This is a genomic window from Cohnella phaseoli (genome assembly GCF_003386235.1).
Classification (GTDB): domain Bacteria; phylum Bacillota; class Bacilli; order Paenibacillales; family Paenibacillaceae; genus Cohnella; species Cohnella phaseoli.
Genome location: NZ_QRDZ01000025.1, coordinates 25,708 through 38,802, shown reverse-complemented (window position 1 = coordinate 38,802; position 13,095 = coordinate 25,708). Strand labels below are relative to the sequence as shown.

Sequence of the window (13,095 nt, the reverse complement as noted above, 5' to 3'; positions counted from 1 at the left end):
TCTTTAATATACCATAAGGAGGCGATGACACCTTGAACGGCACGGGAATTTCCGACGCATACATGAGTGCTGCTGTAAGCGGCAAGCAAGGCAAAGTACGGGAGGTCGTGTATCCGGTAAAACACTACATCAACTCGTCCCGCCAACTGGTGACGGAGCGGGAAATCGATGCAGGGGAAGCGGGAAGGGCGACGGTTGACGGAGCGGCCATTCATAAATCCTGCAGCGTCTATCTCCCGGCGGGTTACGAACAATCGGATTCGCATACCCGTTACGATGTGCTGTATCTGCTTCACGGTGTAGGCGGAGACGAATACGAGTGGCTGCGCGGCGCAGGGAATGAGGATGGCCAATATATCTTGTGCAATCTGTTGGACAATCTCATCGCTGACGGCGCGATCGATCCGCTTATCGTTGTGATGCCTAACGGAAGAAGCTCGCATGACTGGACGAATTGTACGTTCAACCCGGAAGGGACCAATATGCTTGGCTTCTACTATTTCGATTATGAGCTGAGATACGATCTGATTCCTTTCATAGAATCTACGTTTAACACTTATGCGGATATTCGGGACAGCGCTCCGAAAATGGTTGAATACAGTCGTATGCACAGGGCAATTGCAGGTCTGTCCATGGGCGGCATGCAGGCATTGAATCTGATCCTTGGCGGTCACCGATGCGATTCCGCAGCGCTTGCAGGAAAGGAGAGCGTATGGAAGAACGGGCTAACCGCGACGGTTCCCGCGCGAGGGATGACCGATCTGTTCGCTTATGTAGGCGCGTTCTCTAACGCTCCCACTTCGAGCAGCGGCAGGTTTCTGGGGGCGAGCATCGCTTCGAGCGGCAACAGGCTTAAATTGCTGTATATGACATGCGGAGATGCCGATGACATATCGCTTGATTGCTACGAGCAATCGGCAGACGGGCTTGCAGATCTTGCGGGGGATTATCTCGATGAGCATTACCGGGTCACAATCAAGGACGGCGTTCATGATTTCAACGTGTGGTACAACGGAGCGTATCATTTTATTAAAAAAATAAGTCAAGCGAAGAGCGATTTGCAATGAACGTGTTCAAGGGCAAGATTTACATTTATCCGTCGCACGATACCATCGACCCTTATAAAGGATAAGCTTGCTTGCCGATCCCTTGCTGCAGCGGCAAGCGGATCGGCCAAAAGCATTTATTTCCATGGTATAATGGGGATTATTTTCATAATGAGGGTTATTTTCGGAGGGAGAGGATCCCAATCTTCACCGTGCTGCTCGTTGACGATGAACCGCTTGTATTGGAAGGTTTAGCGTTCATGATCGATTGGGAAAGCCATGGCTTCCGTATTTGCGGTGAAGCATGCGATGGGGAAGAAGCGCTTAATCGAATTCAGGAGCTGAGCCCCGATCTGGTCGTGCTGGATATTAGCATGCCGGTTATGGATGGGCTCCAGTTGGTCGAGCACTGCACGAAGGTGCTGAATGTGCCGTGCCGGTTCATCATTCTGAGCGGACACGACGATTTCGCCTTCGCCCAGAAGGCGATGACGTGCGGAGTGCTCGATTACTGGCTAAAGCCCATCGACGTAGAGGAGATTAACGCCACACTCGGAAAACTGAGCAAGGAGTGGTCGCATCCAGGCAGGGAGGAAGCGGGCTCGCCCCCTGCGGCTCTGCCGCTGGCAGCGGCCTGGACGGTGCTGGATGCCGATGATCCGTTGTTCGCTGCGGAGGACAGTCTGTTGCTGGCCATTCAAGCCGGCGACGGGACGGCGATTGACGAAGCGGCCGGAAGGCTGTGCAGCCAAATGGAGCTTTCGTTCAGAGGGGATAGGGAGGCAAGCAAAGCATTCTTATCGAATGTGTTGTTGGAATTGATCTGGAAAGTAATGGAGGGAGAAATGACAAGCCCGGCTCCGGATGACGAACACGCGCTCTCGCTTCCGGTTCTGCCGAACAGGCCAGAGCGCTGGCCCGATATTTTAGCGTCGTTTGCCCGCGAGACGGTGGAGCAATTGACGCGGCAGAAGGCGATGACCGGTCCCGTAGGAGAGGCGGCCCGGATTATCCGTGAGCGCTACCGTGAGCCGCTTCAATTGCAGGCCGTTGCGAAAATGCTTCATTTTCAGCCCGCTTATTTGGGGCAGTTGTTCAAGAAGCAGACGGGGATGTCTTTCCTTGATTACGTTCACCGCACGCGCATCGAGGCAAGCCGCAGGCTGCTGCGGCGAACCGATCTGAAAATTGCCGATGTAGCCCGGACGGTCGGATACGCCGATCCCGAACAATTCGCCGCAAAATTCAAGCAATGGATGGACATGCCCCCCTCCCAATACAAAAATGGCTGATTCGAAGGAGGCATCCGTATGCGCAAGCCGATCGTTTGGCTCAGCTTTGTCAACAACATTCCGCTCAAATGGAAGTTCACACTAATCTACCTCCTTTGCGTCCTGCTGCCGATTTTAACGATCAATGTCCTCTTCTTCCGGCAGATGTCGGAGAATATTCAGACCCGGGAGCAGAACAATCTTCAGATAACGATCGAACGCGCAGCCAAGAAGACCACAGATATGATCGAAGGCGGAGTAACGCTGAGCCATTCCATTGCGACCGACCGTAACTTGTACGAAGTATTGGATATGGAATACGCCGATATTGTCGATTTCTATGAAAGCTTCAATAACGTGTTGAGCGGCAAGATGAGACCGTTTATGTCGGCCTACACCTATGTCGAGAATATTTCGGTGTTTACGGAAAATCCAACGCTTGTGGCGGGAAGCAGTTTCTTTATTTTGGACGAGGCGGCGAAGCGAACTCCGTGGTATGAAGCGGCTTCCGCGTCTCCGTCGGCAGTCAATGTGCTTATGTATACCGATGTCGATCCGATGAACGCGAAAGCAAGCAAAGGCTATTTCAGTATCGTACGCAGACTTAACGAGTACCCGATGTTCGGACGTTATGCCAAGTATTTGCGCATTGATCTTAAGCTCAGCAGCTTCGACGAGATTCTGGAGCAAGAGGAGCCGTACATGACGCTCAGCATGCTGGGACCGCAAAATCAGGTGCTCTTTCCCTCCTCTCAATATTTGCAGAAGGCCGTATTGCAGGACAACCATGGGGATGACGGCTTGCTGTTTCGCAGCCCCCTCGGAACCCCCTCCTATATCCGTGATTGGAAGCTTGTCGGTATAGCGGAAGAGGACCGCTTCCAGACGGCTGTCCAGAGCTCCAAGCACTTTATCTGGATGTTGGCTGCGATCAGCACGCTGCTGCCGACTTCGCTTATCTTCATCATGCTGCGTTCCTATAATTACCGGATTCGCCGACTTTCCCGCCATATGGAAAAAGCAAAGAACGAGAAGTTTGACCTGATTGTGCTGCGTGAGGGGACGGATGAGATCGGCGGGCTGATTCGCAGCTACAACCGGATGGCGGCTCAGATCGAGTCGCTTATTAACGATGTGTACAAGCTCGAAATTCAACAGAAGGATATGGAGCTGGAGCGGATTCGCGCGGAGATGAAGCTGCTGCAAAGCCAGGTAAATCCGCATTTCCTGTTCAACACGCTGAATGCTCTGCTCGTCGTCAGCGCCAAGAACGGCTATACGGAAGTCACCGACATTATCCGCAACTTGTCCCAAATGCTTCGTCGGATGCTCAGTTGGACCGATTCCCCCGTCACGCTGCAGGATGAGCTTCATTTTACAGAAATGTATTTGAAAATCGAAAAGTTCCGGTTCTCGGACCGTTTTGACTATGTCTTTAACATCGAAGAGGAAGCTGCAGGCTGTCTGCTGCCGAAAATGTGTATTCAACCGATCGTTGAGAATGCGTGCAAGCACGGGCTGCAGGCGGTGAAGGGACAGCGCGTTATTCGTATTGAGGCCCGGCGCACGGATGCTTATTTGCAAGTGCAGATTGAAGATAACGGCAAAGGCATGAACGAGGAACGGTTAACTGAAATCCGAAGTCTGATGAACGGAAGTCTCGATGCGGACGAGAATGTGGGCATTCGCAACGTTTATAAGCGGCTTCGGCTTCATTACGGGGAGCGCGTCGATTTCTATATCGACAGCCGAACGGGCGAGGGGACTCGAGTCAGCTTTCGGATTCCTGCCCTGCCCTTGAATGAAGGAGGGATATGACGTGTATACGGTGCTGCTGGTAGATGACGAGCCTTGGGCGATCGAAGGTTTGCAGATGTTCGTGGATTGGGAAGGGCTCGGCTTTCGCATCTGCGGAGTATGCGAGAACGGCGCCGAGGCGCTGGCAACGGCGCGCGAGTTGATGCCGGATGTCATCGTGACGGATATTCGGATGCCGGAGCTGGATGGCTTGGAATTAATCGGACAATTGCAAGGGGAGGGTGCAGCCCCTGCTGAATTCGTCGTGCTTAGCGCCTATAGTGAATTTGCGTTTGCCAAACGCGCCATGCAGCTCGGGGTTCATCACTATCTGCTGAAGCCGATTATCGGAGATGAGGCGGCTGAGGTGCTGACCCAGATTCGCATGCGGCTGGATGTCCGCAGTACGTTACGGAGTGCGGCGAACAGCGACGGTGAAGAGGCGTCGCTGCCGACTCTGGCTGTGCAGCGGATGAAGGACGTACTACAAGCGATCGAAGATGCGGACAGAGGACGGGCAGCGATCGTTATCGACAGCTTGTTCCAAGAGCTGGGCAGTCGATCGGCCGAATGGGTGGAACTGTTCGCAGGCTCTTTGACCATCAGATGCAGCAAGCTGATTCGCGAATCCGGCGGCGATCCGGGTCTGCTGCTAAGCCCCCAGCCCGATAGCGAGCCGGCCTCCGTACAAATGCGTATTCTCTCGTATACGGAGCAAGTGATCGCAGCGCTGCAATCGCTACGCGAACGCAGGCCCGGCAACACGATGGCAGAGATAGACAGGTTTATTTGCGAACATTATCGCGATCCGCTGTCCATCAGAGACATAGCGGCACGATTTTACTTGAATCCCGTTTATTTAGGCAAGGCTTATCAGGATAAATTCGGCTGCAGCATACTCGAACGGATGCATGATTTGCGGATTGCCGAGGCGTGCGAGAAGCTGCGCGGCACCGCCGAACCGATCAACGCGATTTCAGAGCGGGTCGGGTATTCGCACTATCATCATTTTTTGCAGCATTTCGAACGGCGTACGGGCAGGAAACCGGCGGCATACCGAGCCTTGATAGGCGATGTTTGGAGAAGCGAACCGCTGCTGGAAACCGATTTTTGAGGGGGGTACACATTTAATCTGTGAATTGTAACCGTATACAGGAAAGCGCTAACATTAGAGACAGCAAGACGAAAGCGCGCCGTCTTGCGCCATATCCGCTAAGGAGGATCCAACATGGGGGTTCGCACTAGAAAAGCAGCTTCAGGATTGTTCACGCTGGTTTTGACGTTCAGTATGGTTGCGGCAGGTTGCTCCAAGAATGGCAATAATGAGGGCGGTTCGTCGTCGCCATCGGCATCGGCATCGCAGAGCCCAAGCGCTTCCTCGGGCGAAGCCAACTCGCCTGAGACGAAAATCGAGCCGTTCACGATCTCTTTGTTTACGGCTGCTACGGGGCCGATCCCGACAGACGACAACAAAATCTACAAGGAAATTAAAGAGCAGCTTGGCGTGACGCTGAAGGAAGAATATCTGGTCGGCGATATCGAGCAGAAGCTTGGCGTTATGATCGCCGGCGGCGATTACCCGGATATGATTACGGCAAATCCGAAGCTGACAGCGGCCAAAGCGGTCATTCCGCTGGAAGACCTGATCGAACAGAATGCACCGAACTTGAAGAAACACTTTGGAGCAGTATGGGAACAATTGAAGGACCCGGAAGACGGCCACATCTACTGGCTGCCGAACTACGGGGTTTATCAGGGCGACTTCAAGCCGACGGATTATATGGGACCGGCCTTCTATATTCAGAAGGCGATTCTCAAAGAAAACGGCTATCCGAAAATCCAGACGTTGGACGAATACTTCAAGCTGATTGAAGATTATGCGGCCAAGTATCCTCAGATCGACGGTCAACCGACGATCGGGTTCTCCTCGCTCGCCTTTGACTGGCGCGACTGGGGGCTGCGCAACGCGCCGCAGCATTTGGCAGGCCATCCGAACGACGGAGGCGTTCTCGTCGATCCGAATACGAACGTTGCGACGCTATTCTCCGCCACGGATACAGCGAAGCCGTATTATCACAAACTGAACGAAATCAATGCCAAAGGGCTGATGGATAAAGAAGCTTTCGCACAGAACTACGATCAGTATTTGGCGAAGCTGTCGAGCGGCCGCGTACTGGGGATGTTCGACCAGCGCTGGAACTTCGGGCAAGCTCACGATTCGCTCGTCTCCCAAGGCAAGGTCGAACGCACTTATGTTGGATTCCCGCTCGTCTACGACTTGAACACGAGGGACTACTATCTGGACCGTCCGCCGATCAACCTGGGCAACGGCTTCGGCATCACGGTTAATGCCGAAGATCCGGTGAAAATCATCAAGTTCATTGACACGATGCTTTCGGAGAAGTGGTCGAAGCGTCTGAACTGGGGCGAAGAAGGCGTCGATTATCTCGTCGGCGACAACGGACTCTACTATCGGACGCCGGAAATGCGCACACAACAAGAAGACGTTACGTGGAAGCAGAAGTATAAGGCGGAATCGCTCTGGGGCTACCTGCCTAAATTGGAAGGCAACTATGCGGACGGCAACGCCGACGGTCCGGGTAACCAGCCGGACGAATTCTTCTCGGGATTGAAGGACATCGACAGAGAGTTGTTGAGCGCCTACGGCTTCAAAACGTGGACCGACTTCTTCTCGACTCCGCCGGAAAACCGCGTGTCGTATCCGGCATGGAACATTGATCTCATCGAAGGCTCCCCGGCGAAAGTCGCCAACCAGAAGATGAAGGATCTGGACTTCAAGTACTTGCCGAAGGCGATCTTGAGCCAGCCGGACAAATTCGAAGAAGTATGGGCCGAGTATGTCGCTCAAATGGGCAAAGTGGATACGCAAGCTTATTTGGATCGAGTTAACGAACAACTCAAATGGCGCGCAGACACTTGGACGAGTAAATAAGACGAAGGAGGCGGAAGGTTGGAGCGATTGTTCCGGCCTTCCGCTCGTTCGAGACAGGAGGCGGAAGCGATGCCGCAGCATAGCATTCACAAGGTTGAAGTCGCACCCCGGTCCGCTCCGCGGACCGAAACGTTCTGGAGGAAGATGGTCCGTCAGCGACAGCTGATCATCATGTCTTTTCCAATGGTGGCTTATGTTCTGCTCTTTGCCTATGGTCCCCTCTGGGGCTGGCTGATGGCGTTTCAAAACTTTAAGCCGATGGCGGGAGCAACGATCTTTGAACAGAAATGGGTCGGACTGGATCAATTCAAGTTTCTATTCATGGATGAAGGTTTTATCCGGGTACTGCGCAATACGATCGCGATGAGCTTCATCTCGCTTATTCTCGGATTCGTCACGGCCATCGGCTTGGCGCTGCTGCTTAACGAAATCAAGAAAACGGGCTTTAAGCGGTTGATCCAGACCATCTCGTATCTTCCGCATTTTCTGTCGTGGGTTATCGTGACCGGTCTCGTCTCCATGGCGTTATCCACCGAAGGCGGCATCGTGAACATCGTGCTCGTGAAGCTGCACATCATCAATGAACCGATTCTGTGGCTGGGAGAAGGCAAGTACTTCTGGGGAATCGTAGGAATGACCAACGTCTGGAAGGAAGTGGGCTGGAACACGATCATCTACTTGGCGGCCATTGCGTCCGTCGATCCGTCCTTGTACGAAGCGGCGGAGGTAGACGGAGCAGGGCGCTACCGTAAAATATGGAATATCACGCTGCCTGGCATCAGGCCGATTATCGTTATTCTGCTCATTATGAACGTAGGCTGGATTCTGAACGGCGGCGGTTTTGACATTCAGTATTTCCTTGGCAATGGACAAGTGCTCGACTGGTCAGAGACGATCGACATCTTTGTTCTGAAGTACGGGCTCAAACTCGGAAACTATTCGCTCGGCGTCGCAGCCGGCATATTCAAAACCGTAGTCAGCATCATTCTACTCTACTGCGCGAATTTAATCGCCAAGCGTCTCGGCGAAGAGCGACTTATATAAGGAGGGCTCCGCATGCAAACGACCATCAGAAAGTTCAAAACGGAGCCGTTCCTGTTCCATACGCTCAACTTTTTATTCATGATATTCGTGGCGATTGTGACGTTATATCCGTTCCTCAACACGCTGGCAGTCTCGTTCAACGCAGGGCTCGATACGACGCGCGGCGGCATCTACTTGTGGCCGCGGGAATGGACGCTCAAGAACTACGAAGCGGTGTTTGCGACCGGGAAAGTATACCACGCATTCTGGGTGTCGGTCGCCCGGACCGTGATCGGAACGGTGGTCAGCGTCTTCCTGACCGCTATGCTGGCGTACACGATTAGCCGTAAGGAGTATATGTTCCGCAAGTCCGTCACGCTGATTTTTATCCTTACGATGTATTTCAGCGCCGGCCTTATTCCTTCGTATTTTTTGATCAAGGATTTGAACTTGCTGAATACGTTTCTTGTTTACATTCTGTTTCCGGGAGCGGGAGCGGGGCTGATCAGCGCATTTAACATGCTTGTCGTCCGCACTTATATTCACACGCTGCCGGAAAGCTTGAACGAATCGGCCAAAATAGACGGCGCAAGCGACTTCCGGGTATTCTTCAGCATCATTTTGCCGATGTGTACGCCGGTTATCGCCACGATCTCGCTGTTTACGGCCGTAGGTCAATGGAACACGTGGTTTGATACGTTCATTTTCGCCTCGTCCCGGCAGGAGCTGAGTACGCTTCAATACGAGCTGATGAGGCTGCTGTCTTCGTCTGTGAATTCCAATGCCAATCCGAGCTTGTCGTCTACAGCCGCCAAGGACACTGCAACGATGATTACGCCGTTGTCGATCCGGGCCGCCATTACGATGGTTGCGTCTGTGCCGATTCTGGTTGTGTATCCGTTTCTGCAGCGGCATTTTGTTTCGGGATTGCAGCTCGGAAGTGTGAAAGAGTAGTGCCAAAGTAAGCGCCCGATCTAGAAATGGAGGGGAATTTAACCAATGTCAAAGCAAATCAACAGAATGCTCGCGTTTCTCTGTTGCTTGATAATGCTGTTTACGCTAGTGCCTACCGGCGCTGCGGCCAGCTCAGAAACGCAAGCGCCGCAAATCACTGTTGTATACGATATGCAGAAGGATACCGGGATCGAAGGTAAAGCTGGCGATACCGTTGTTACCGCGTTTGACGGTTTACAGATCAGCGGTTCTCCCACCGTTACCCTTAAAGACGGCGATAACGGCAAGAAATCGCTCTTGGTGACCGGAAGAACGCAGAACTACTTCGGATTGGACATCAAAGGTTCGCTCTTTACCGATCTTGATGAGAAATATACCATTACGGTCAAAGGCCACCTTCCTGCCGGCGTTTCCACAAGTAACGCCATCCTGCAAGCTACGGGCGACAAGACCGACACAGGACAATATTATGCGTGGTTGATCAATAAAGCGGTTGCCGCAGGCGACAGCTTCGAATTAACTACGACTAAAAGTATCAACGAGATCATCAATGGAAACGGCAAGAACTTTGCCAGATTACAGATTCAATTACAGGAAGCCGGCAAAGACTTCTATATCGATGATATTACCATCACGATAGAAGACACCGGCAATGGGGATAACGCCGTACTGTTCAACGAAGATTTCGAGAACGATACAGGTACATTCCTACAAGACGGCGACGTTGCGAATGTTGCGGTCTCTACCGAATTTGCGGTTAGCGGCACACATAGCCTTTTAGTTGACTCGCCGTCGCCTGCGCAAGACTACGCCGGTGTTGTCCTCAACAACGATAAGCTTAATGCGCCGGGTATGCAGCCTACAGGTAAATATCGCTTTACTGCGCAGGTTTATGCCGCAGGCCCGGCAACGGGAACTCCAACAATAGGAATACGCGTGGATTCGACGACAAACGGTTCCGATTCATGGGGGGGCATATTTAGCCAAAGATTTAATCTGACACGCGGGCAATGGACCAGTATTTCGTTTGACTTTGAGGTTCCGGAAAACCACGAGATTGTCAAAAGAATCGGATTTATCAATGCCGCCAGACAAACAGAGCTCAAGTATTATATTGACGATGTTAAATTGGAGATGTTAAGAGTGCCTGTTCCAATTGTGCCGCTGGAGTGGGAAAGCGGATTGCCTTCGCTCTATGAAGCTTACCAAGACGACTTCCTGTTCGGCAACATCATGGAGCCTGTAACCTTGGATAATGCCGGAACTCTCGAAATGTATAAGCATCATTACAATGCGGTGTCGGCTGAGAACGCGATGAAGCCGGAGAGTCTGGTAAATAATAACGGGGAGTATAACTTCGCAAATGCTGACAGATTGGTAGATTGGGCACTCGCTAACCAGATTAAGGTTCACGGACATACACTGGTATGGCATGCCCAGTCGCCGACCTGGCTGACGAGAAACGCTTCCGGCCAACCGCTCACCCGCGCGGAAGCGAAAGCTAATCTGGAAGCGTATATCACAACCGTAGCAGGGCATTACAAAGGCAAAGTCATTTCCTGGGATGTTGTTAACGAAGCCGTTTCAGGCGGGGCGAATTCTCCATGGAAGCAAGCCTATGCCAACGGAGCGGATACATCTGTAGGCGAAGAAGGCGACGATTACTTATACGACGCGTATGTATTCACCCGTCTGGCAGATCCGGGCGCTACTTTGTATTACAACGATTTTAATGAACACTTGTCTCTGAATCGTCAGCAAATCTACAATATGGTCAAAAAATACAATGACCGTTGGAAAGAGGATGTACGGAATACGGATCAGGACCGTCTGCTTATCGAAGGGATCGGCATGCAGGCGCACTACTGGACCGGCGAGAGCAGCTCTCTTATCGATAACGTAACCGCAGCGATTGATCTATACAGAACGCTCGGCGTTAAGATTAGCGTGTCTGAGCTGGACATTCCGGCAGGAAATGCCGGCACCACAAAGACAGCCACCGACGCGGAGAAGAAGATCCAAGCTATTCTATACGCGCAGCTATTTGAACTCTACAAGCAGAATGCGGATATCATTGAGCGTGTGACCCTGTGGGGCAGAGAAGATGCGAGCAGTTGGCGCGGCGGCAACAACGGCGATGCTTCGCCATTGCACTTTGATAACAAGCTTCAGTCCAAACCGGCTTTCCAGGCCATATTGGACCCGGTAAAATTTTTAGAAAACACGGAGCTTCCGGAAGTGTACGTCCCCCCGACAGCAAACGCTGTGTATGGCACGCCTGTATTGGGTGAGAACGATCCGGCTTGGGCAACGGCTCCGGTGATCAACGCGAACAAACAAGCAGTGGGTAACGCTAATGCAACAGGAAAAGTTAAAGTTCTGTGGGATGAGCAAAACATGTATGTCCGTGTAGAGGTCACCGACAATGAAGTTGATGTTAGCTCGGCAAATGCGTGGGAGAGGGATTCCGTTGAGGTGTTTTTAAGCGAAACCAACTTCAGGGGAGGCTACAGCGGAACGCAGGGCAACCAGTATCGTGTGGATGCCGACGGCGGAACCTCGCAAAAAACAGATGCAAAAGGCTGGGGCATAGATTCGGGAGAGGGCTACTCCTTTGCTGAGCGCACGAGCTACGGCTATCTTGTGGAAATGAAACTCCCATGGCGCGCAGAAACCGCTCCGGAAGAGAATGGGGTTGTCGGTTTTGATATTCAAATCAATGATCCGCCTCCTGCCGCCAGCAGACCGCAAGTCACTTGGAGCGATCCCGATGCGAATGGTTATAACTCCAGCATCAATTGGGGCAATCTCAAGCTGGCAGGGCAACAAAGCAGCATTTCCTATACTGTGACGGTTGTCAACGGAACAGGAAGCGGCAATTATAACACAGGCGAATCGGTTCAGATCACAGCAACAATCCCTGGCGGAAAGAGATTTGTCAGATGGGACATTAACCCGGACGTTACATTTACAGGTGGCAGCCGAACCAGCGGAACGGCGACGTTCACAATGCCAGAGAATAACGTTACGGCGACAGCGGTATTTACGAACTCCGCCGGTAACACGGGGCCGTCGTCGTCACAACCTTCAACTTCGACACCATCAACACCATCGGTACCGTCGACATCAAGCGATTTGATCACACCGAATGATATTTCGTCAGGCATTACAATTGCTGAAGGCAAAGTCGGCGCGGTTGTTGAAGCGAACCAATTGAGTAAAATGATCGGCAGTAAAAGCGAGCTGGTTATTACAAATGGACGTTATCAAGCAAGCTTTGACGCCGGACAGATGAATGAATGGGGACTTAAAGCGGACTCCAAGGTTACAATCATTTTTGCGCCAAGCCAGGTCATCATCAAGGATAATGTCATTAATAAATGGGCAATGACGGATAAGGTGAATGAGACGCTTCTGAAAGAGGTCTATGATGTCATTATTAAAATAGACGACCGGACGGTTGGTAAAACCAAGACGCCGACGAAGGTTACGATTCATGTTTCCGACTTCAATCTGACCGACGAGCAGAAAGCTAACTTCACCGGCATCATTTTTGATGAAAAAACGCAGTCCTATCGTCAGTTAGGCGGCGAGTTTTCGCCAGATGGCAAAACCTTTGAATTTTACACCTATGAAACAGGCGTGCATGGAGTGATTGTTTCGGACAATTTGTACAAAATCAACTTCAAAATTGGCGACCAAGTATTTTCGAAAAATGGAGAGCAAATGGATAATGACGATGCGCCTTATATCGCCGGGGGCAGGACAATGATGTCGCTCCGTGCGGTAGCTGCAGCGTTGGATGCGTCTGTGAGCTGGATAGCGGGTACAAGAACCGTTGTGATTACTAAAGGCGGCGTAACCTTGAGACTTGTTATAGACGAGCAACTGCCTGACGGTATGGGTTCTGCCACTTTATCTCCAACTGGCCGCACATTTGTGCCAATTCGGTATATTTCAGAAAATCTTGGCGCTAATGTAGTTTGGAATGCCAAGAAGAAAACGGTTGATATTTACAAATAAGCCCCCAATAGCACAGTAAAAACCTTGC

The 13,095-nt window shown here is 51.8% G+C and carries 8 protein-coding genes; all 8 read left to right on the top strand.

Annotated features, from left to right (window positions below):
* The first annotated feature begins 32 nt into the window (after positions 1-32).
* Positions 33-1,067, top strand: a complete 1,035-nt coding sequence (locus tag DFP98_RS26270) for an alpha/beta hydrolase (protein ID WP_246016744.1) — start codon at positions 33-35, stop codon at positions 1,065-1,067.
* Between the two features lie 191 nt (positions 1,068-1,258).
* On the top strand, positions 1,259-2,338 hold the full coding sequence (locus DFP98_RS26265) for a response regulator transcription factor (protein WP_181917956.1): 1,080 nt from the start codon (positions 1,259-1,261) through the stop codon (positions 2,336-2,338).
* Between the two features lie 18 nt (positions 2,339-2,356).
* Positions 2,357-4,135 (top strand): cache domain-containing sensor histidine kinase, encoded by a 1,779-nt coding sequence (locus DFP98_RS26260; RefSeq protein WP_116063603.1) that lies wholly within the window; start codon positions 2,357-2,359, stop codon positions 4,133-4,135.
* Position 4,136: 1 nt separating this feature from the next.
* Positions 4,137-5,228 (top strand): response regulator transcription factor, encoded by a 1,092-nt coding sequence (locus DFP98_RS26255; RefSeq protein ID WP_181917955.1) that lies wholly within the window; start codon positions 4,137-4,139, stop codon positions 5,226-5,228.
* 114 nt (positions 5,229-5,342) lie between these two features.
* Complete coding sequence (locus DFP98_RS26250; protein ID WP_116063601.1) at positions 5,343-7,067, top strand: ABC transporter substrate-binding protein; 1,725 nt, start codon at positions 5,343-5,345, stop codon at positions 7,065-7,067.
* Between the two features lie 69 nt (positions 7,068-7,136).
* On the top strand, positions 7,137-8,111 hold the full coding sequence (locus DFP98_RS26245) for an ABC transporter permease (protein ID WP_116063686.1): 975 nt from the start codon (positions 7,137-7,139) through the stop codon (positions 8,109-8,111).
* A 12-nt stretch (positions 8,112-8,123) separates the two neighbouring features.
* On the top strand, positions 8,124-9,044 hold the full coding sequence (locus DFP98_RS26240) for a carbohydrate ABC transporter permease (RefSeq protein WP_116063600.1): 921 nt from the start codon (positions 8,124-8,126) through the stop codon (positions 9,042-9,044).
* A gap of 45 nt (positions 9,045-9,089) precedes the next feature.
* Positions 9,090-13,067, top strand: a complete 3,978-nt coding sequence (locus tag DFP98_RS26235) for an endo-1,4-beta-xylanase (RefSeq protein ID WP_116063599.1) — start codon at positions 9,090-9,092, stop codon at positions 13,065-13,067.
* Positions 13,068-13,095: the final 28 nt, after the last annotated feature.

What these genes read in the sequence shown, in the direction of transcription:
- DFP98_RS26260 (WP_116063603.1), top strand. Translation starts at nt 2,357, where the DNA reads ATGCGCAAGCCGATCGTTTGGCTCAGCTTTGTCAACAACATTCCGCTC.
- DFP98_RS26250 (WP_116063601.1), top strand. Translation starts at nt 5,343, where the DNA reads ATGGGGGTTCGCACTAGAAAAGCAGCTTCAGGATTGTTCACGCTGGTT.
- DFP98_RS26245 (WP_116063686.1), top strand. Translation starts at nt 7,137, where the DNA reads ATGCCGCAGCATAGCATTCACAAGGTTGAAGTCGCACCCCGGTCCGCT.
- DFP98_RS26240 (WP_116063600.1), top strand. Translation starts at nt 8,124, where the DNA reads ATGCAAACGACCATCAGAAAGTTCAAAACGGAGCCGTTCCTGTTCCAT.
- DFP98_RS26235 (WP_116063599.1), top strand. Translation starts at nt 9,090, where the DNA reads ATGTCAAAGCAAATCAACAGAATGCTCGCGTTTCTCTGTTGCTTGATA.